The organism is Mesorhizobium sp. B2-3-6, assembly GCF_006442305.1.
GTDB lineage: Bacteria > Pseudomonadota > Alphaproteobacteria > Rhizobiales > Rhizobiaceae > Mesorhizobium.
The window spans coordinates 644927-664007 of sequence record NZ_VFVW01000004.1; the positions used below are offsets into that span (position 1 = coordinate 644927).

At 62.9% G+C, this 19081-nt stretch carries 18 protein-coding genes, 2 tRNA genes and 1 pseudogene; 9 read left to right on the forward strand and 12 right to left on the reverse strand.

What is annotated here, in order from left to right:
* Positions 1–33: 33 nt before the first annotated feature.
* Positions 34–2445: an endopeptidase La gene (gene lon / locus FJ953_RS15840; protein ID WP_140493937.1), complete on the forward strand. Its 2412-nt coding sequence runs from the start codon at positions 34–36 to the stop codon at positions 2443–2445.
* A gap of 196 nt (positions 2446–2641) precedes the next feature.
* A complete protein-coding gene (locus FJ953_RS15845) occupies positions 2642–2914 on the forward strand; it encodes an HU family DNA-binding protein (protein WP_006201846.1) in 273 nt (90 codons plus the stop codon).
* A gap of 93 nt (positions 2915–3007) precedes the next feature.
* On the opposite strand, the gene FJ953_RS15850 is transcribed toward FJ953_RS15845, so the two are convergent.
* On the reverse strand, positions 3008–4030 hold the full coding sequence (locus FJ953_RS15850; protein ID WP_140624743.1) for an aldo/keto reductase: 1023 nt from the start codon (positions 4028–4030) through the stop codon (positions 3008–3010).
* Between the two features lie 186 nt (positions 4031–4216).
* On the opposite strand from FJ953_RS15850, the gene FJ953_RS15855 reads away from it, so the two are divergent.
* Both FJ953_RS15855 and FJ953_RS15860 read left to right on the forward strand, forming a co-directional pair.
* Positions 4217–4783: an SIS domain-containing protein gene (locus FJ953_RS15855; RefSeq protein WP_140624744.1), complete on the forward strand. Its 567-nt coding sequence runs from the start codon at positions 4217–4219 to the stop codon at positions 4781–4783.
* Between the two features lie 4 nt (positions 4784–4787).
* Positions 4788–5531 (forward strand): creatininase family protein, encoded by a 744-nt coding sequence (locus FJ953_RS15860; RefSeq protein ID WP_140624745.1) that lies wholly within the window; start codon positions 4788–4790, stop codon positions 5529–5531.
* A 45-nt stretch (positions 5532–5576) separates the two neighbouring features.
* Here the strand turns inward: FJ953_RS15860 and FJ953_RS15865 are convergent, their stop codons facing one another.
* The 3 genes from FJ953_RS15865 to FJ953_RS15875 all read right to left on the reverse strand — a co-directional run bounded on the left by FJ953_RS15865 (position 5577) and on the right by FJ953_RS15875 (position 9388).
* Positions 5577–6494 (reverse strand): carbohydrate ABC transporter permease, encoded by a 918-nt coding sequence (locus tag FJ953_RS15865; RefSeq protein WP_140515758.1) that lies wholly within the window; start codon positions 6492–6494, stop codon positions 5577–5579.
* A gap of 13 nt (positions 6495–6507) precedes the next feature.
* Positions 6508–7629: a sugar ABC transporter permease gene (locus FJ953_RS15870; RefSeq protein WP_140515760.1), complete on the reverse strand. Its 1122-nt coding sequence runs from the start codon at positions 7627–7629 to the stop codon at positions 6508–6510.
* Between the two features lie 94 nt (positions 7630–7723).
* Positions 7724–9388, reverse strand: coding sequence for a sugar ABC transporter substrate-binding protein (locus tag FJ953_RS15875; RefSeq protein WP_140493924.1), 1665 nt, complete (start codon positions 9386–9388; stop codon positions 7724–7726).
* 288 nt (positions 9389–9676) lie between these two features.
* Between FJ953_RS15875 and ugpC the strand changes: the two genes are divergently transcribed.
* From ugpC to rbsK, 3 genes are read left to right on the forward strand one after another with little or no spacing between them, the layout of a single operon-like run.
* Positions 9677–10726 carry a sn-glycerol-3-phosphate ABC transporter ATP-binding protein UgpC gene (gene ugpC / locus FJ953_RS15880; RefSeq protein WP_140515762.1) on the forward strand — a complete coding sequence of 350 codons (1050 nt, stop codon included), beginning with the start codon at positions 9677–9679 and terminating at the stop codon, positions 10724–10726.
* A 27-nt stretch (positions 10727–10753) separates the two neighbouring features.
* Entirely contained in the window at positions 10754–11206 is a 453-nt protein-coding gene (locus FJ953_RS15885) for an RbsD/FucU family protein (RefSeq protein ID WP_140515764.1), read from the forward strand.
* Between the two features lie 4 nt (positions 11207–11210).
* A complete protein-coding gene (gene rbsK, locus FJ953_RS15890) occupies positions 11211–12140 on the forward strand; it encodes a ribokinase (protein WP_140515766.1) in 930 nt (309 codons plus the stop codon).
* A 26-nt stretch (positions 12141–12166) separates the two neighbouring features.
* Here the strand turns inward: rbsK and FJ953_RS15895 are convergent.
* Positions 12167–12242: transfer RNA gene (locus FJ953_RS15895), tRNA-Val, on the reverse strand.
* A gap of 216 nt (positions 12243–12458) precedes the next feature.
* Here FJ953_RS15895 and FJ953_RS15900 point away from each other — a divergent pair.
* A tRNA-Asp gene (locus tag FJ953_RS15900) sits at positions 12459–12535 on the forward strand.
* 178 nt (positions 12536–12713) lie between these two features.
* On the opposite strand, the pseudogene FJ953_RS15905 reads toward FJ953_RS15900, so the two are convergent.
* The 7 genes and pseudogenes from FJ953_RS15905 to FJ953_RS15935 all read right to left on the reverse strand — a co-directional run.
* Positions 12714–13119 (reverse strand): annotated as a pseudogene (locus FJ953_RS15905) (methyltransferase); the annotation flags it as partial.
* 379 nt (positions 13120–13498) lie between these two features.
* The gene (locus tag FJ953_RS15910) at positions 13499–13702 is read right to left on the reverse strand and encodes a CsbD family protein (RefSeq protein WP_140493912.1); all 204 of its coding nucleotides are present in this window, start codon (positions 13700–13702) and stop codon (positions 13499–13501) included.
* A 157-nt stretch (positions 13703–13859) separates the two neighbouring features.
* Complete coding sequence (locus tag FJ953_RS15915) at positions 13860–14645, reverse strand: SDR family oxidoreductase (protein WP_140624746.1); 786 nt, start codon at positions 14643–14645, stop codon at positions 13860–13862.
* Complete coding sequence (locus FJ953_RS15920; RefSeq protein WP_140624747.1) at positions 14642–15637, reverse strand: ABC transporter permease; 996 nt, start codon at positions 15635–15637, stop codon at positions 14642–14644. Before FJ953_RS15920 ends, FJ953_RS15915 begins: the two co-directional genes overlap by 4 nt.
* 105 nt (positions 15638–15742) lie before the next feature.
* Positions 15743–16783, reverse strand: a complete 1041-nt coding sequence (locus FJ953_RS15925; RefSeq protein ID WP_140515774.1) for a sugar ABC transporter substrate-binding protein — start codon at positions 16781–16783, stop codon at positions 15743–15745.
* Between the two features lie 39 nt (positions 16784–16822).
* Positions 16823–17587 carry an ATP-binding cassette domain-containing protein gene (locus tag FJ953_RS15930; RefSeq protein ID WP_140493903.1) on the reverse strand — a complete coding sequence of 255 codons (765 nt, stop codon included), beginning with the start codon at positions 17585–17587 and terminating at the stop codon, positions 16823–16825.
* Positions 17587–18750 (reverse strand): ROK family transcriptional regulator, encoded by a 1164-nt coding sequence (locus FJ953_RS15935; protein ID WP_140624748.1) that lies wholly within the window; start codon positions 18748–18750, stop codon positions 17587–17589. Before FJ953_RS15935 ends, FJ953_RS15930 begins: the two co-directional genes overlap by 1 nt.
* A 167-nt stretch (positions 18751–18917) precedes the next feature.
* On the opposite strand from FJ953_RS15935, the gene FJ953_RS30510 reads away from it, so the two are divergent.
* Positions 18918–19067 carry a hypothetical protein gene (locus FJ953_RS30510; RefSeq protein WP_181165117.1) on the forward strand — a complete coding sequence of 50 codons (150 nt, stop codon included), beginning with the start codon at positions 18918–18920 and terminating at the stop codon, positions 19065–19067.
* Positions 19068–19081 lie beyond the last annotated feature (14 nt).

Here is a 19081-nt window from a genome sequence, read left to right on the forward strand (position 1 = left end):
CCGATTGGCGGCCGCGACATGAAAGGTTGGACAATGGCCAAAATAACCAAGGCTCCCAGCGACGGCGTCTTCGCAGTCCTCCCACTGCGCGACATCGTGGTGTTCCCGCACATGATCGTTCCGCTCTTTGTCGGGCGTGAAAAGTCGATCAAGGCGCTGGAAGAGGTGATGGGTCAGGAAAAGCAGATCCTGCTCGCCACCCAGATGAATGCCGCCGATGACGATCCGGAGCCCGATGCCATCTTTGATATCGGCACGCTCGCCAACGTGCTGCAATTGCTGAAGCTGCCCGACGGCACCGTCAAGGTGCTGGTCGAAGGCGCCTCGCGCGCGAAAATCACCGCGTTCACCGACCGTCCCGACTTCCATGAGGCCCGCGCCACCGCGCTGGTCGAGCCGGAAGAGGAAGAGGTTGAGGTCGAGGCGCTGGCTCGTTCGGTCGTCACCGACTTCGAGAACTACGTCAAGCTCAACAAGAAGATCTCGCCCGAGGTGGTTGGTGCCGCCAGCCAGATCGACGACTATTCCAAGCTCGCCGACACGGTCGCTTCGCACCTCGCCATCAAGATCCCCGAAAAGCAGGAGATGCTGGCCACGCTCTCGGTCAAGGAGCGGCTGGAAAAGGCGATGGGCTTCATGGAAGCCGAGATATCCGTCCTGCAGGTGGAGAAGCGCATCCGCTCGCGCGTCAAGCGCCAGATGGAGAAGACGCAGCGCGAATACTACCTCAACGAGCAGATGAAGGCGATCCAGAAGGAGCTCGGCGAAGGCGAGGACGGCCGCGACGAGGCCGCCGAGATCGAGGCCCGCATCAAGAAGACCAAGCTCTCCAAGGAGGCCCGCGAAAAGGCGGAAGCCGAATTGAAGAAGCTGAGGACGATGTCGCCTATGTCGGCGGAATCCACCGTGGTGCGCAATTATCTGGACTGGATCCTGTCGATCCCGTGGGGCAAGAACTCCAAGGTCAAGCAGGACCTGGCGTTCGCGCAGAACGTGCTCGACACCGACCATTTCGGTCTCGACAAGGTCAAGGACCGCATCGTCGAGTATCTCGCCGTGCAAAGCCGCCAGAAGAAGCTCAAGGGGCCCATCCTGTGCCTCGTCGGCCCTCCCGGCGTCGGCAAGACCTCGCTCGGCAAGTCGATCGCCAAGGCGACCGGCCGCGAGTTCATCCGCATGGCGCTGGGCGGCGTGCGTGACGAGGCCGAGATCCGCGGTCACCGCCGCACCTATATCGGCTCGATGCCCGGCAAGGTCATCCAGTCGATGAAGAAGGCGAAGAAATCCAATCCGCTCTTCCTGCTCGACGAGATCGACAAGATGGGCCAGGATTTCCGCGGCGATCCGTCGTCGGCGCTACTCGAGGTGCTCGATCCCGAGCAGAACTCGACGTTCATGGATCACTACCTGGAGGTCGAGTACGACCTGTCGAGTGTGATGTTCGTGACGACGGCGAACACGCTGAACATCCCTGCGCCCTTGATGGACCGCATGGAAATCATCCGTATCGCCGGCTACACCGAGGACGAGAAGATCGAGATCGCCAAGCGGCATTTGCTGCCCAAGGTGGTGCGCGATCACGCGCTACAGCCGAAGGAGTTCTCCGTCAGTGAGGACGCGATCCGCGCCATCATCCAGACCTACACCCGTGAGGCGGGCGTCAGGAGCCTGGAGCGCGAGCTGATGAAGCTCGGGCGCAAGGCGGTGACCGAGATCCTGAAGACGAAGAAGAAGACTGTGAACATCACGGCGGACAATCTCGCCGATTATCTCGGTGTTCCGCGCTTCCGCTTCGGTCAGGTCGAGGCAGACGACCAGGTCGGCGTCATCACCGGACTTGCCTGGACGGAAGTCGGCGGCGAGCTGCTGACGGTTGAAGGCGTCATGATGCCCGGCAAGGGCCGCATGACGGTGACCGGCAATCTGCGCGACGTGATGAAGGAATCGATTTCGGCGGCGGCCTCCTATGTCCGCTCGCGCGCTCTCGATTTCGGCATCGAGCCGCCGCTGTTCGACAAGCGCGACATCCACGTCCACGTGCCGGAGGGTGCCACGCCCAAGGATGGGCCGTCGGCCGGTGTGGCGATGGCGACCGCGATCGTCTCCGTGCTGACCGGCATTCCGGTCAGGGCCGATGTCGCCATGACCGGCGAGATCACGCTGCGCGGCAGGGTGCTGCCGATCGGCGGTCTGAAGGAGAAGTTGCTTGCCGCACTGCGCGGCGGCATCAAGAAAGTGCTGATCCCGGAAGACAACGCCAAGGATCTGGCGGATATTCCTGACAACGTGAAGAACGGTATGGAAATCATCCCGGTCTCGCGGGTCGGCGAGGCGTTGCGCCACGCGTTGGTGCGTATGCCGGAGCCAATCGAATGGGTCGAACCGGTCAATCCTCCTGCCGCGACGGACACTGCGGATGACGCCGGAAAGTCGCTTGCGCATTAGTTCTTGCTAAAGTTGCGGCGCACAAACAGAAAGCCGGGCCTCGCGCCCGGCTTTTTCATGTGAAAAACCCCGGAATTCCGGGCTTTTTTCCATTCTTTCCCGGCTTTTCGACTTGGTTGCGCGAGCGCTTCTTTCTAAAGTCCGTTTCCTGCCGGATGAGTCGTGAGTTCCGGTGTTCTCATGGAAGGGAATTTTTATGAACAAGAACGAACTGGTGTCCGCTGTTGCCGACGCCGCGAGCATTTCGAAGGGTGACGCGCAGTCGGCTGTCGATGCGGTATTCTCCGTCATCACCGGCGAACTGAAGAAGGGCGGCGATGTCCGGCTTGTCGGCTTTGGCAATTTCACCGTGTCAAAGCGCGCAGCCTCGACCGGCCGCAACCCTCAGACCGGCGCCGAAGTAAAGATCCCGGCGCGCACCGTGCCGAAGTTCTCGGCCGGCAAGGGTCTCAAGGACGCCGTCAATTAAGCGCCTTTTTTAAATTTCAAAATATCAGAAAAGCCGGGCAAGCCCCGGCTTTTCTTTTGCGCTCCTACTGGTCGATAGGTTCGTGATTGCGAGCTACCCGGTCGGCGCGTCCGCCCGCATCAGGCCGTCCTTCTTCAGGTCGGCCCAGAGTGCCGCCGGCAGTTTCGCATCGAGCAGTGACCGATTGCTTTCGACCTCGCTTGGCCGCTGGCCACCGGGGATCACCGACACGACGGACGGATGCAGCAACGGAAACTGCAACGCTGCCTCGATCAGGCGCACGTCATGCCGCCGGCAGACCGCCTCGATGCGCGCCACCCGGTCGAGCACGTCCCGCGGCGCTTCGGTGTAGTTGTAGAAGGCACCCGGCTTCGGCCCCGTGGCCAGGATCCCGGAATTGTAGGGGCCGCCCAAAACGATGCCGATGCCGCGCTTCTGGCAGAGCGGCAGGAAGGATGTCAGCGCCTCCTGCTCGAGCAGCGTATAGCGGCCGGCAAGCAGGAACAGATCGAAATCACCGCGCTCGGCCAATGTCTGGGCAACCTGCCATTCGTTGATGCCGCCGCCGAAGGCCTTGATGACGCCCTGGTCGCGCAAGGCAAGCAGTCCGTAATAGCCGGAGCGCATAAACTCCTCTATGCGCTGGTCGGACGCTTCCTTGCTGCCATGGGTGAAGATGTCGACGTCGTGCACGAACAGAATGTCGATGCGGTCGACGCCGAGCCGTTCCAGGGACGCTTCGAAGGAGCGCATCACGCCGTCATAGCTGTAGTCGTAGACCTCCTTGCGCGACGGCGTGTCGAAGAACTTGCCGATGCCGGTGCGCTCTTGCGGCGGACAGGCGCGCATGATGCGGCCGACCTTGCTCGACAGCACGTAGTCGTCGCGTTTCTTGCCGCGCAGGAAGAGGTTGAGCCGCGTCTCCGACAGGCCAAGCCCATAGAGCGGCGCGGTGTCGTAGTAGCGGCAGCCGGTCGCCCATGCAGCCTCCAGCGTCGCATTGGCGTCCTCGTCGGAGACGGCGCGGTAGAGGTTGCCAAGCGGCGCCGTGCCGAAGCCGAGTTCGGTGAAGCTGATACCGCCATTGCCGATGCGGTCGAAATGCCGTGTCTTCATATCCTGCCGTTTGCCTCATTGATTTGTCTGACATGACACTATCATGCTCGTGGCACAGCAAAAGCGCGCAGGGGCGTTGGACACGGATTTTCGCGGTGGTAGCATCAATAAAAACAAGCTGTTCGGGAGAGACGTGACCGGGAATTTCCACTCTTCTTCGACCTCGGATCGTTGGACGGCACCATCATGAGCGATGCGGGCTCGCAGATGTTCAGGACCGCTCTGGACGAGCTCGGCACTGTGCTGGCGCGCGTTGACGACGGCCGGATCGATGCCGCCTGCGAGATGCTCGCAGGAGCACGGCAGATCGTCGTCTATGGCTGCGGCCGCGAGGCCTTGCAGGTCAAGGGCTTCGCCATGCGGCTCCATCATCTGGGCCTGCCGGTGTCGGTGGTCGGCGACATGACCACGCCGCCCGTGGGGCAGGGCGATGTCTTCCTGGTCAGTTCCGGGCCTGGAGAAACCGCGACCGTGCTAACCCTGATGCAGGTGGCGCGCCAGGCCCGCGCGACGGTTCTGCTTCTGACCGCCCAGCCGGGCGGCAGTGCAGCACGCTTGGCCGACTTCACCCTGCTCGTGCCGGCGCAGACCATGGCCGACGACCAGGGTCCGCAAAAAACATCGGTCCTGCCGATGGGATCGGTGTTCGAAGGCGCGCTGTTCCTGCTGTTCGAGGTCATGGTGATGAAGCTCAGGGGGTTGACCGCGGCCTCGCCGGAAGCGATGCGGGCCCGTCACACCAATATGGAGTAGTGCGATGCGCTACGAGCTGATGCTGCCGCACCAGATCCGCAAGGCGATCGCCCAGAACTGGCCGGTCGCGCTGCCGCTCGGCGTGCTCGAATACCATGGCGAGCACATGGCGGTGGGCATGGACACGCTGGCGGTCGTCAAGACGCTGGAGCTGTTTGAGAAGGAGCGGGAGATCGTCATCCTGCCCCCCTTCTACTACGGCGCAGCGAGCTACGCCGTGGCGCCGCCGGAGGGCACAGGCTCGGTGCAGGTTGGCGGCAATCGACTGGCGCCTTTCGCGGAGGAACTGTTCTATAGCCTTCTGCGCATCGGTTTTCGCAACGTCCACGCCATCATCCACCATCAGACCGAGAATTTCGCCGCCGGCATGCCGACCGATCTCGCCTTCAAGGCCGCCGGACGTCAGGCGATCTTCCGTTTCCTTGAGAAGGAACGAGGTGAAGGCTGGTGGGGCTCCGAGGCGATGGCCGCCTACTATGCCGAGCATGCCGAGGGCAGCAATTTTTTCAACTGGGTGCAGGTGCATCCGCTGATGCCGGCCGAGATGAACGGCAAGTACCCGTTCGACCATGCCGGGATCGGCGAGACGTCGCTGATGCTGGCGCTATGCCCTGAGGCTGTCGATGCCGGCCATCTCGCCGATAATACGAGCTGGTATACGGCCAGCGCTCCGGATGCCTCGGCTGCGCTCGGAACAGAGGGCATTGCCATGATCATGGATCACCTGCGCACGATCCTGAGGGGCTAGCGCGGTTCTCCTTCTGCCTTGTGGAGAAGGTAAGGACGGCGCCGCCTATTTCACCGCTCCCGCGGTCATGCCCATGATCAGGTAGCGCTCCAGCGCGATGCCGATGACGGCCAAGGGCGCGATTGCCGCCGTGGCAAGCGCTGCCATCGACCACCAGTTGATGCCTTGCGAACCGGTCTGGCTCGCCACCATGACCGGAATTGTCTTGGCGTCGGTCGAGGTCAAAAGGGCGGCGAAGAAATACTCGTTCCAGCACAGCACCATCGCCAGGATGAAAGCGGCGACCATGCCGGGCAGGGCGATCGGCATGACGATGCGAAAGAACGCGCCCCAGATCGACAACCCGTCGACGAGGGCCGCTTCCTCAAGCTCGACCGGGATGGAATTGAACTGGTCGCGCATGATCCAGATGACGATCGGCAGCACCATCAGCGTGTAGAGCAGGATCAGCCCGATGCGCGTGTCGAGCAGTCCGACTTCGCGGTAAAGCACCAGGAACGGCAGTGCGAGCACGACTGGCGGCAGGATGAGCTGCGACAGGAAGAAGAAGGAAATGTCCTCGTTCTTGAACCAGGCGAAGTGATAGCGGTAGCGCGTGAGGCCGTAGGCGGCGAGGCTGCCGATGACGATGGCGAGGCTCGACGCGCCGACCGAAGTGATGACCGAATTCATGAAGCGCTTGAAGAATTCGTCGCGGACGGTCGACGTCTGGAAGATCGAATCCGGCGACAGGCCAAGCGATCGCCAACCCTTCCAGTCCGGCTGGAAGTCGACGAAGGGGATCAGATGCCCCTGGGTCACGTCTACCGCCGACTTGAACGAGGTCGTGATCGTCCAGTAGATCGGAAACAGGCAGATGAAGGCCCAGAACACCAGCGCGCCGTAGATAAAGACGCGGCTGGTGATGAAGCTCGCCGGTGAGCGGATTTCGGAGACGGTATAGTCGGTGGTCTGAACGCTCATGATCCCTGCCGCACTAGTTCACATTGCGCACGAAGCGGTTGGCGACCTTCAGCAGCCAGGTCACGAACACCACGATGATGACGAGATAGGCCATCGCCAGCATCGTGCCGTAGCCGACATTGGAACGGTCGCGGTACTCGCGATAAATAAAGCTCGACACGGAATCGGTGGCGCCGCCGGGACCACCCGAGGTGACCGTGATGATGATGTCTGCCAGCTTCAGCTTGAAGATGATGCGCAACACGACCGCGGTCACCGACACCGGCAGCATCAGCGGGAAAGTGACCTGCCAGAAGGTCTGCCAGGCCGTGGCGCCGTCGACCCGCGCGGCCTCCAGCACCTCGCGCGACATCGCCTGCAGGCCGGCAAGCAGCATGATCATCATGAAGGGGATGAAGGTCCAGGCGTCGAGCATCATGATCGAGATGCGGGCGGTGATCGGGTTGGAGAAGAAGGCTGGATTGTCCCAACCGAGGTGGCGGGCCAGTGTCGCCGCCGGCCCGAACCGGTACTCCATCAGCGATTTGCCGATCATCCACGAGACCGCGACCGGTGACAGCATCAGCGGCATCAGGAAGACGACGCGGAAGAATTTGCGCGCCCGGATCTGCGCGTTGAGCAGCAGCGCCAGGCCGAAGGCGATGACATATTCGACCAGCACCGCCAGCACATAGAGCACCATGTTGAACAGCGCGTTGCGATAATAGGGATCGCCGAGCATCTGCCAGAAATTGTCGAGCCCGTTGAACTTGCGGCCCGAGAATGAACTCAGGTTCCAGTCGGTCAGCGCGATGTAGAAGCCGAACAGGGTCGGGAAGATCACCATGGCGATGGTGAACAGCAGCGCCGGCAGCAGGAACAGCGCCCGCTGGCCGTCTTCGCCGCGCGTCAGCACCTGGCCGACGCCGAGTGCCACGCCCCACAGCACATAGGCGTAGACCACGGGCCGCCATGTCTCGAAGCCGATCGTGTCGACCTCGCTCTTGTAGAGGACTTGCACCAGGATCGTTGCCAGAAGGCCGAGCGTCGCGACGGCCATCAGGGCCCAACCAAGCCGTTTGCGGCCGGGCGGGATCAGATCGGTCGGTACGGAATTTGCCGGCCACGCATTCGTGGTCGAAGTCTGGTCAGCCACGCCTCTTGCCTCTTTTGCGCAAATGACCGGCCGAAGCCGGCCAAGATACGGCCCGGCGACGTTCCGCCGGGCCGTGATCCATCATAACGCCTGCCTACAGGCCGAGCGAGGCCTTGTAGAGCTTGATCTGGTTGTCGCGGCCGATCTGGTCGGTCAGCTTCTCCCAGGCCGCGGCAATGGCGTCTGCGCCCTCCTGCGCCTTCATCTTGCCGGCGAAGGTGTTGGCCAGAATGTCCTCGGCGGCTGAATAGTACTGGAAGATGCCGGGGATGCGTGGCTCGATCGCCGCATTCGGGTGGTTGTAGCTGTCCGATTCCGACTTGAGATAGGAGGTGATGAAGGCTTCGTCATAGCCCGCCGCCACCCACTCCGGAATGTCGAAATGTGAGTTGCGGTAGGGCTGGAAGCCGGACGGGTACATCGCCGTCCAGATCGACAGGTCCTTGCCGCCGAGATGGGCGGCGGCGGACCATGCCGCCTTCTTCTTCTTCTCGTCGCTATCGACGCGGGCCATGACGTATACGCCCCAGCCGAGATAGGCGCAGTTCGGCGCATAGTTCGGTCCGCTGGCGAGTTTGTCCCACTGCCCGGTCTTGGAGTTGTAGACATCGTCGGAGCCGGGCAGGATCGAGAAGCCGGTGACGTCGCCCACGACGGAGGAGTCGTTGGTCTTGACGTTCGAGCCGACATCGCCCCACCAGGTGACCATCGAGCCGGTGCCGGCCAGGAACTGCTGGAAGGCGGTGGTGTTTGGATCGGCGTTGATCTGGTCGGCAGGCTCCGAAGGCAGCGCGTCGATCACGTCCTGTATGGCGCGCACCCAGGCCGGATTGTTGATGCGCGGCTTCATCGTGTCGGCGTCGAACAGCCAGGCCTTGTCGTCGGGGTGCTTGGCGTAGGCGGTGGCGCGGCTGCCGAGAAAATAGAAGCCGAATCCGCCCCAGGGTTTCGGCGCGTCGAGATAGCCGTAGACGTCCTGACCCTTGACCTGCTTGCCCTTGAGGAACTTGGTGACCGCCTGGACCTGCTGCCAGGTCTTCGGCACGCCCCATTCACCGCCGCCGCCGCCGTCCTTCCAGGCCTTGGCGAGGTCGGCATCGGAAAACACATCGGTGCGGTAATTGAAATTATGCGCGTCGCCGTCGACGGTCACGCGGTACTGCTTGCCGTTCCAGGTGCCGACAGGCGGCTTCAGATAGTTGACGAGGTCGTCGAAATCGATCTGGGTCTTGACCCAGTCGGGCATCTCGGACGTGAGGCCCTTGCCGCAGACGTCGCCCTCGAACGGCGCGCCCATCTCGATGATGTCGAAGTCGACCGTGCCGGTGGCGATCGACTGCTGCAGGCGGGCATTGTAGTCGGCCTGCGCCAGATCGATCCAGTTGATCTTGGCGCCGGTATAGGTTTCCCAGGGCTTCAGGAAGCCGCGGAATAGCACATTGTGCAGGTTCTGATTGTTGAGACCCATGAAGGTAAGCTCGACGCCGGCGAATTCGCCTTCCTTGACATTGGCCTTGGTCGCCTCGAGACAGAGCTCGCCGACCTTCTGGAAGTCGGCGTCGGTCGGCTGACCCTTGCCCACGCCGGGGATCTGCAGGATTTTCGAGCGCAGCTCACTGGCGGCGGAGGCCGGGCGCGTGAGGGCGCCGAGCCCGGCGCCGGATGCGGCAGCGATCGCGGCCATCGAGGCCGCGCCCTTCAATATGTCGCGTCGGGTTGCCCCCGCGCGGACCAGCGTTTCGTAGAGACCTGTTTTCATCGATGTTCCTCCCAGAATATCTGTTGTGAATGCGGCCAAATTTCTCAGGCGCTGGAGCGCCAAACGATTCTCCCGGTTCGGAAACGAACGATGCAGGACCCCACCTGCTCGATTGAAGTTCCGTTTTTTGGTTCGGGCAACCGGTATTCGGACCAGCGCCCGTCACTATTCTCGCAACCAAACGCCGTGTCAACGAGACCGGGTTTTTGTCGGGAAGAGACCGGCTTGCCCTGGCAGGTCGCGTTGGTTAGCTTCTGCGCATACGGCAATGGAGCCGATGGGGGAGATATGGCTCAAGTCGCGATCAGCAAAGTGGCCAAGGCGTTTGGAACCGTCAAGGTTCTGCACGAAGTCAGCGTCGATATATCTGACGGCCAATTCGTGGTGCTGGTCGGTCCTTCGGGTTGCGGCAAGTCCACGCTGCTGAGAATGGTGGCGGGGCTGGAGACCGTCTCCGGCGGCACGATCGCCATCGGCGACCGTGTGGTCAACCACTTGCCGCCGGCCAAGCGCGACATCGCCATGGTGTTCCAGAACTATGCGCTCTATCCGCACAAGACAGTCGAGCAGAACATGGCCTTTGCGCTCAAGCTGCGCAAAACCGATCCGGCCGTGGTTGCCGAGCGGGTCAAGCGCGCCGCCGACATCCTCGACCTCAACCCTTATCTAAAACGCTATCCCCGGCAGCTTTCCGGCGGCCAGCGCCAGCGCGTCGCCATGGGCCGCGCCATCGTGCGCAACCCGCAGGTGTTCCTGTTTGACGAGCCGCTCTCAAATCTCGACGCCAAGCTGCGCGTGCAGATGCGCACCGAGATCAAGGAACTGCACCAGCGGCTGAAGACCACCACCATCTATGTCACGCATGACCAGATCGAAGCCATGACCATGGCCGACAAGATCGTGGTGATGCGCGACGGCCGCATTGAACAGGTCGGCGCACCGCTGGAACTGTTCGACCGGCCTGCCAACTTGTTTGTCGCCGGCTTCATTGGCTCTCCGTCGATGAACCTGCTCAAGGGCGTCGCGCGCAAGGGCGGTGTCGACATCGCCGGCGCTCTGTTCCCGGTCGCGCCCGGCAGCGCTGCGGAGGAAGGGCGCGCCGTCGTCTATGGCGTGCGGCCGGAGCATCTCGAGATTCATGCCGATGGCGTGCCTGCCAAGATTTCGGTGGTCGAGCCGACTGGCTCGGAAACCCTGGTCTTCCTGCGTTTCGGGGACGGCGAGATGGTGGCGCTGTTCCGCGAACGCCACGACTTCAAGCCCGGCGATACGCTCAAGCTCAGGCCGCGGCTCGACCACATCCATCTGTTCGATGCCGAGACCGGCAAGCGTCTCTGATCTCAAACTCATTTCACGAGGAATATCATGCTCAAAGGGATCAATCCGCTCCTCAATGCCGACGTGCTCCAGGCATTGCGGGCGATGGGACACGGCGACGACCTGATTATCGCCGACACCAACTTCCCCTCCGATTCGGTGGCGCGCCAGACGGCGCTCGGGCGGCTGCTGCGCATCGACGCGCCGGCGGCGCAAGTCGTGAAGGCGGTGCTGTCGCTCTACCCGCTGGATACGTTCGTCGACGATTCGGCCGCGCGCATGGAGATCGTCGGCAAGCCGGACGAGATCCCGCCCGTTCAGCAGGAAGTGCAAAAGGAGATCGACGCCGCCGAGGGCAAGCCATGGCCGATGCTGCCGGTCGAGCGCTACGCTTTCTACGAGCGCGCCAAGCAGGCTTACTGCGTCATCCAGACCGGCGAGCGCCGGTTCTACGGCTGTTTTGCCTTCCGCAAGGGCGTGGTCCCGCCGGATGCGGAGTAGCGGCATGCTGGCCGGCAAGCCGATCGTCATCCTCGGAGTCTTCGTCGCCGACACGGCCTATCGCGCCGCGCGGCAGCCGCGCATGGGCGAGACGATCCTCGGAACGTCCTTCACCCTCGGTCCCGGCGGCAAGGGTTCGAACCAGGCGGTTGCGGCCGGTAAGCTCGGCGCCGATGCAACCCTCCTCACACGCCTCGGCGTCGATGCCTTCGCCGACATGGCCAAGCGCACCTGGAAGGACGCCGGCGTGAAGAATGCCGTGATCGACACGCCCGACAGCTACACGGGCGCTGCCTATATCTTCGTCGAGGAGGGCACCGGCAATAACGCCATCATCGTCAGCCCCGGCGCGGCGATGCTGATCTCGCCCGACGACATCGAGGCCAATGCCGCCTTGATTCGTGGCGCCGGCGTCTTCGTGACGCAACTCGAACAGCCCATCGAGGCGGCGCTGCGGGCGCTGGAGATCGCGCGCGGGGCAGGGGTGACGACCATCCTCAACCCGGCTCCGGCGGCCAGGCTCCCCGACCGCATCTATTCGCTCTGCGACTACCTCACGCCCAACGAGACCGAGACGGAGGAGTTGACCGGCATGAAGGTGGCCTCGGTCGATGACGCCCGCGCAGCCGCCGGCAAGCTGCTCGAAAGAGGCGCCGGCGCCGTCATCGTCACGTTGGGAGAGAAAGGCGCATTGCTGCACACGAGGGATCGGTCCGAACATGTCGCCGCCGTCAGCGCCGGCCCGGTGGTCGAGACCACGGGAGCCGGCGATGCCTTCAATGGCGGCCTGGCCGCCGCGCTGTCGCGTGGGATGGAGCCCCTGCAAGCCGTGCGCTTTGCTTGCGCCGTTGCGGGCATTTCGGTGACGAGGCCAGGCACCGCGCCGTCCATGCCGGACTTGCACGAGGTCGAGGCGCTGCTGGCAAGGGGCTGAGGCGTTTTGAATGAAAGGCGCCTGAATGGTGGGCGATGACGGGCTCGAACCGCCGACATCTTCGGTGTAAACGAAGCGCTCTACCAACTGAGCTAATCGCCCGCTCCGGGCCGGACCTTTAAGCGGTCGGGACCAGCTTCGCAAGGCCAAATGAGTGTGGGACGCCGTGGTTGCGGGCCGTATTTGCGAACAAAACGCCGGCTGTCAAAAAACCTTCTCCAGTTTGATGTTATGATGGTTTCGTGCGCTTGACACCCGGTGGCGAACCCCTTATCCAGCGCCCAACGACGAACACGGCTGACACGTGCTCGTCAATGCGCGGGTGTAGCTCAGTTGGTTAGAGTGCCGGCCTGTCACGCCGGAGGTCGCGGGTTCGAGCCCCGTCACTCGCGCCATTTCTCCTAGGGGAAACAAACCCTTGGCTTGGGAGAAATGTCGACGTCGAATGTCAAAATGTTTTCTTGCCGGGGATAACCCAGACCTTGCGGATCTGGGACGTGGCTCCGCGGCCTGCTTGTTAAAAACATCCACACAGTGAAAGCGTTTCCGGACGATCAAGGCCGCAAGAGCCAATCACCTTGTCGCCGTATGAGCTGTGATGATCCACGCGCGCGAGTCGAAGAGTACGCCCTCGCTGGTCATATGCGCCTCCAGTAGATCGCGCAGGCGCAGCAATGCCTTGTCGGCCGCCTCATCGGTTCGCGCGAGCGCGTCCTTTACAAGTTAAAGGTCGATGATCGCATCAAACGCTCTATCGACGTCTGGCACATAGAAGACCGGTTCCCGCACGTCGATGAAATCGATCGAAACAAAGCCTGTCGTGCCCAGAAGTTCTGTAGCGAGGGTGGGATCGCCAAGTGAATACGGTTTGCGGGCATCTGCGGAAACCGCAGTTCCCGAGGCCAAAGGCTTGCCGAATGGCACCAGACCACTCGTTATTCTCCTGATTCTGCCACACCATCCACGCAAGGCGCGCGCCGTGCCGAGCGGAGGTGGCCGGCGCCCTTTTTTGGGGGCGGGTGGGGTAAACCCGACTTGCAGGACGCCGGCCAGGCGGGTTGGGGTCCGCCAGGAAGTATAATGACGGAAAACCTTATGGTTCGATATTCCGCGATAACGGAACATCTACGCGACATGGGCGAGTTCCAGCCGATCTCAAGGGCCTATGATCCAGCTGCTCATCCACCGGCGTAGGTAGCGCATATCGGCTTTCTGGCCGCAGATCTTGCAGGTGTAGACGTTGTGCCTTTTTGCGCGCCGGAGCGCCATTATGCCGATGACCGGGAAGGCGGAGAGAGCCCGCCGACCGCTGGCATAACGGCTCTCGGCAAAGACGCCTCCCCTGGCAGCTCTGCTATCTACCAGCCCTGCCGACTATACCAGTCGTCGACGTCTCGGCGTACGCGATCCTTCTCGATGCCGTAGCGTTCCTGGATAATGCCCTCAAGCTGATCGCGTTTGCCAGCGATGCGGTCGAGATCATCATCAGTGAGCTTGCCCCACTGCTCCTTGACTTTACCCTTGACCTGCTTCCAATTTCCTTCGACGCGGTTCCAATCCATTGTGGCTATCTCCTGAATCACACATGGAAGAACGGGTGTATCGCCATGAGGTTCCGGTGGGCCAAATCCCCGCCGATCACCGCCAGCGGGGACGCTGCGGCTGCGCTTGGCATCAGTGATGATGTGCGCTGGCTTTCTTGTTCCCCTCACGCGTTGTTCACGGCGGCGCCAGCCTGAAGTCGCTCCCCTCCGGCAGCAATTGCCCGCCATCGACGACAATCGTGGTGCCGGTGATGTAGCTGGCATCGTCGGAGGCCAGGAACAGGAAGGCATTGGCGACGTCGCGCGGGCTGCCCAGCCGGCCGAGCGGAATGGCGTCTTCCATGTTCTTGATGAAGGCAGCACCCCGGTGAAGCTCCATTCCCTCGGTGAGAATGTTGCCGGGTTCGACGCCGTTGACGGTTATGCCGTAGCCGGCGAATTCGAGCGCCGCCGAACGGATCAGCCCGTTTATGCCTGCCTTGGTCGCGGAATAGTGGCCGTGGCCGGGACTGGTGACGTGCGGTCCGGTGATCGAGGAGGTGAACAGCATGCGCCCGCGGCGCTGCGCCTTCATCGGCACCAGTGCGGCGCGAGCGGCATTGAAACTGCCGCGCAGATTGACCGCCATGACGCGATCCCAGTCGTCCGGGCTGGTGTTCTCCAGCAATTGCCAGGGATAAATGCCGGCGTTCTGGACGATGATGTCGAGGCGGCCATGGCGCGCGAGCGCCAGCGCGACGGCGGCCTCGACATCGGCCAAAAGCGAGATGTCCGTGCCGATGAAGGCGGCGTCAAGTTCACTGGCGGTCGCTCGCCCCACCTCGATCTCGGTGTCGGCAAGTACAAGCCTGGCACCTTCTTCGGCGAAACGTTGGGCGATGCCCTTGCCGATGCCGCGCGCGGCGCCGACGATCAGCGCCACCTTGCCCGACAGTCTTCCGGTCTCTGGCCCTACGGTCATGCGAGCCTCTGGCGAATGGTTTGCTTGAAGGCGTCGAGCAGGACCGCCGCCAGCACCAGCAAGCCGTGAATGACCTGGGTGAAGTTGGCGGGCAGGCCCATCAGATTGATCGCCGTGTTGATTGCCGACAAAAGCAGCACGCCGGCATAGACGCCGGGTAAGGTGCCGACGCCGCCTTTCAGGCTGACGCCGCCGATGACGACGGCGGCAAAGGCGTTGAACAGCAGGCCGACGCCGAGATTGGCGGTGGCGCCCGATGTGCGGATGGCGAGCAGCCAGCCGGCAAGGCCGGCTATGGCGCCGGCAAGTACGAACGCGATGATCAGGTTGCGGTTGACGCGGATGCCGGCGCGGAAGGTCGCCGTCTCGTTGCCGCCGATCATCACCAGATGCCTGCCGAAAGGCGTCTTGGCCATAATCAGCGAGAAGACGACGAAGCAGGCGATCGCGATCCAGGCGGTGAGCGGCAGACCGATCAGCCGCTGGATGCCGAACCAGCGGATGGCAGGCGCCAGATCCTGCGCCGAGCGGCCGCCCGAAATGACCAGCACCAGGCCGCGCACCCAGATGTAGGAGGCCAGCGTGATGATGAAGGCGCTCATCTTGACCTTGACGACCAGGAATCCGTTGAAAGCGCCGATGATGCCGCCGACGGCAAGCGCCAGCAGCAGCGAGACCGGCACCATCAGCCAGTCCGGGTGCAACTGCACGCCAAGGCCGATGCCCGAAGAGCAGAACAGGATGCCGACCGTCATGGCGCTGAGCGCGGCCACCGATTCGACCGACAGGTCCATGTGCCCGGCGATGATGACCAGCGCCAGGCCGATCGACATCACGCCCAGCACGCTGGAGGCTTCGATGATGTTGGCGAAAATGCCGAGCTGGAAATAATTGGGAATGAAAAGGGAGAACACCACCAGCACGAAGACCAGCATGAACCAGACGAGATTATCGAGGACGAACTCGAGGATTTGACGGGTGCGGGGGCTCATGGGCTGATCCGGTTTGGGTTCGAATGCCGCGGCGGCTCTATGCCGGGCAATTCTGCCGGGCAGGGCGGCTCCGGGCGTGTGGCCCGGAGCCGTTCTGGGGAAGGTTTATTCGACGGGCTTAACGGTGTCCGTCGGCGGCTTCTGGTTGCCCCAGAAGGCTGGATTGTCGACGTTCTCCTTGGTGATCGCCGCACCCGGGATCTTGATGTTGGGGCCCCAGGCCTCCTTGGTCACCACTGATTTCAGCCCAAGCACGTCATAGTCGCCGGGCTTGATTTCCTGCTTGTTGACGACCTTGTCCATGAACATGGCGACGGCCGCGGCCTGCGCGTAGAGCGGCTGTTCGACTTCGACGTTGAGCCAGCCCTTGCGGATCAGGTCGAGGCCGACCGGCGCGCCGTTCGAACTCATCAGCATGACGTCGCCCGGCTTCTTGCCGGCGGCCTCGAGCGAGGCGACGGCGGCGACCGAAAGATGCGCGGCGTGGCTGAAGATCAGGTCGATGTCGGGGTTGGCAAGCATCTGGTCGGCGACGATGGTGCCGGCGTTGCTGGCCTCCCATTGCATGGCCGGCAGCGAGATGATCTTGACGTCCGGGAACGCCTTCATCTTCTCTTCAAAGCCTTTCTGGATGTCGAGCGTGTAGGGATCGCCGGGGTCGCCGAGCACCTGCAGGATCTTGCCCTTCACAGCGCCGTTCTTGGCCTTCAGCAGCGCTTCGGCCTGTTCGGCGGCGACGTGGCCGATCTCGACAGTGCCGGCTACCGAGGTGAAGTCGGACGGAGTGGAGGTGATCTGGCGATCGAATTCCACGACAGGTATGCCGGCCGCGCGCGCGGCCTCGATCGACGGCTTCAACGCGTTGAAGTCGACGGCGGCCAGGATGATCGCCTTCGGTTTCAGCGCGATGACGTCGTTCATCTGCGATTGCTGGGCGTCGGTCTTGTTGTCGGCGTTCAGCGTCTTCATCTCGTAGCCGACCTGCTTCAGGAACAGTTCCAGCGCGCTCACCGAGCCGGTCTGGAACTCATCGAGCAAGGTCGGCACCATGTAGTAGACGGTACCCTTGGACTGGGCGAATGCCGGCGTGAGCGTGGCAACTGCCAGTGCCAGGATACCGAGGACAGAAAGAAGTATTCGTTTCATATCGTTGGCTCCTCTAGTGCCGGACCCCTCTTTTGTCCCTCAGCCCGCCGGTCCGGCACCGGCAAGCGTCTCCCCGGTGATCATGTTGATCACCGCATCGGGACTTGTTTTGTTGCGTGCGACATCGCCGGCCACGACGCCTTGCCGGATCACCACGATCCGGTCTGCGACCTGGAAGGCCTGCTGCATGATGTGGGTGATGATGACGACGCCGATGCCCTGGTTCGCCACCTGGCGGATCATGTCGAGGCCGCGCCGCGTCTGTTCGACGCCAAGCGCTGCAAACGGCTCGTCGAGCAGCACAAGCTTGCCGCCCCAGTGCACGAAGCGGTTGAGCTCGATGGCTTGCCGCTGCCCGCCCGAGAGATGCTCGACATTGGTGCGCAATGACGGAATACGGGTGCCGGCGCTGGCAAGCGCCTTGCCGACCACGGCCTCCATCGCCCGCTCGTCGAGCACTGGAATGCCGAGCACCTTGCGCGTGATCTCACGGCCCATGAAGAAATTGGCCACCACGTCGACATTCGTGCACAGCGACAGGTCCTGGTAGACGGTCTCGATGCCCGCCGCCTTGGCCTCCGCGGGGGATTTGGCAAGGAACTCCTTGCCTTCGAACAGCATGCGGCCGGAGGTGGGCTCCAGGCCGCCGGCGATGATCTTGACCAGCGTCGACTTCCCGGCGCCGTTATCGCCCAGCAACGCGACCACCTCGCCCTTGCCGATCGAGAAGCTGATACCCTTCAGCGCCTGGATTGCGCCGTAGTTCTTGGTGACGTTGTCGAGCACCAGCAAGGGTTCGCTCATCAGGCAACCTCCCCGGCTGTCAGGATGTCGCGGCCGCGTTCGCGCCCGGCGGTGAACATCTGGCCGAAGCGTGGCGACAACACGCCAGAGACGGCCAATGCGGCCGCGCCGCGCAGCACGGCTTGCTGGCCGCCGCCGGCGACGACGATGCGTGGCGTCTTGCGGTCCTTGCGGGCCGAAACCGAATTGTGCAGAGGCGCAGCCGATCTCGCCAGGCGTTCGAGCAGGTCCGGCGCCGCCAGCCCGCCGAGCACGACCGTCTCGGGGTCGAAAAGGTTCTCGATGATGGCAATGGCGTTGCGGAAGATCGGGCCGACCTCGGCGACCCAATCGGCATCGCTGCCCTTCCAGCGCCCTCGCGCTTCGAGCGAGACATAACGTTCGAGGCAACCGCGATTGCCGCACGGGCAAAGCTCGCCATTGGGAACGACGGGAATATGGCCGATCTCGCCGGCATTGCCCCAGGCGCCGCGCAGCACGCTGCCGTCATGCATCATGGCGCTGCCAAGTCCGACGCCGAAATAGAGATAGTAATATTCGGAATGCTGGGCGCCGATGCCGTAGAGGCGCTCGCCCATGGCGGCCGCAGCCATGTCGCCGTCGAAAAAGGCCGGCAATCCTGTCGCCGCCGTCAGCCGCTCGCGCAGCGCCACGTCCTTCCAGCCGGCCATTGTGGTCGGCCCGATGAAGCTCATCGTGTCCACGCCGAACGGGCCGGGAAGCGCCATGCCGATGCCGATGACGCGGCCCGCGGCGCGCGTTCCGGTCAGGTCGCGGACCATGGCGCGGACCTGGTCGAACGCATGATCGGGCGTCGCGTTGGGGGCCTCGCGGTGCAAGCTGTCGATCACGTCACCGCTGAGATTGATCAGCGCCGCGTCGATCCCCAGCGGCGTCAGGTGGATGCCGACGGCATAGCCGCCCTCGGGATTGATGCGCAGCGTCGCCGGTGGCAGGCCACGGCCCTTCGGCTCCTCGCGTACGGACAGGACGTAACCCTGCTCCTCCAGTTCGCGAACGATGGTCGATACGGTTTGAACGGTGAGGCCGACATGCCTGGCGATATCGCCCCTGGCGATGGGGCCGTACCGGCGGATCGATTCGAGCACGATGCGTCGGTTGTACGGCCGCCCGAACTCCTGATTGGTCCCTCGCAATGCCATGCCTTGCGTCCCCGGTTGAGGCAAGGTTGGCACCAAATATTTATTCAGTCAAATGGAATTCAAAAATGCACCGCATTTGAGGGACGCGCCCGCTACGGCGGAAAAGCCGGCCGGTGTCCGGCTGATCACCGCGCCCTAGATAGCGGGACATGGATAAGATTTATGTCTTGCTGATCTTTGCCGCGGCCATTGCCATCATCTGCCTGGGCGGCAGATGGAACACATCTGATACCGACCACTATATGGGCTTCGACAATTTGCGGTCGCCTCGAAAGGGAAAAGCCCTGAACGGCGACAAGGATGCGAAAAAGCAATGAGGACGGCGCGGGAT

Coding starts and splice junctions, on each gene's coding strand:
- lon (WP_140493937.1), top strand. CDS start 34: ATGGCCAAAATAACCAAGGCTCCCAGCGACGGCGTCTTCGCAGTCCTC.
- FJ953_RS15845 (WP_006201846.1), top strand. CDS start 2,642: ATGAACAAGAACGAACTGGTGTCCGCTGTTGCCGACGCCGCGAGCATT.
- FJ953_RS15850 (WP_140624743.1), bottom strand. CDS start 4,030: ATGAAGACACGGCATTTCGACCGCATCGGCAATGGCGGTATCAGCTTC.
- FJ953_RS15855 (WP_140624744.1), top strand. CDS start 4,217: ATGAGCGATGCGGGCTCGCAGATGTTCAGGACCGCTCTGGACGAGCTC.
- FJ953_RS15860 (WP_140624745.1), top strand. CDS start 4,788: ATGCGCTACGAGCTGATGCTGCCGCACCAGATCCGCAAGGCGATCGCC.
- FJ953_RS15865 (WP_140515758.1), bottom strand. CDS start 6,494: ATGAGCGTTCAGACCACCGACTATACCGTCTCCGAAATCCGCTCACCG.
- FJ953_RS15875 (WP_140493924.1), bottom strand. CDS start 9,388: ATGAAAACAGGTCTCTACGAAACGCTGGTCCGCGCGGGGGCAACCCGA.
- ugpC (WP_140515762.1), top strand. CDS start 9,677: ATGGCTCAAGTCGCGATCAGCAAAGTGGCCAAGGCGTTTGGAACCGTC.
- FJ953_RS15885 (WP_140515764.1), top strand. CDS start 10,754: ATGCTCAAAGGGATCAATCCGCTCCTCAATGCCGACGTGCTCCAGGCA.
- rbsK (WP_140515766.1), top strand. CDS start 11,211: ATGCTGGCCGGCAAGCCGATCGTCATCCTCGGAGTCTTCGTCGCCGAC.
- FJ953_RS15910 (WP_140493912.1), bottom strand. CDS start 13,702: ATGGATTGGAACCGCGTCGAAGGAAATTGGAAGCAGGTCAAGGGTAAA.
- FJ953_RS15915 (WP_140624746.1), bottom strand. CDS start 14,645: ATGACCGTAGGGCCAGAGACCGGAAGACTGTCGGGCAAGGTGGCGCTG.
- FJ953_RS15920 (WP_140624747.1), bottom strand. CDS start 15,637: ATGAGCCCCCGCACCCGTCAAATCCTCGAGTTCGTCCTCGATAATCTC.
- FJ953_RS15925 (WP_140515774.1), bottom strand. CDS start 16,783: ATGAAACGAATACTTCTTTCTGTCCTCGGTATCCTGGCACTGGCAGTT.
- FJ953_RS15930 (WP_140493903.1), bottom strand. CDS start 17,587: ATGAGCGAACCCTTGCTGGTGCTCGACAACGTCACCAAGAACTACGGC.
- FJ953_RS15935 (WP_140624748.1), bottom strand. CDS start 18,750: ATGGCATTGCGAGGGACCAATCAGGAGTTCGGGCGGCCGTACAACCGA.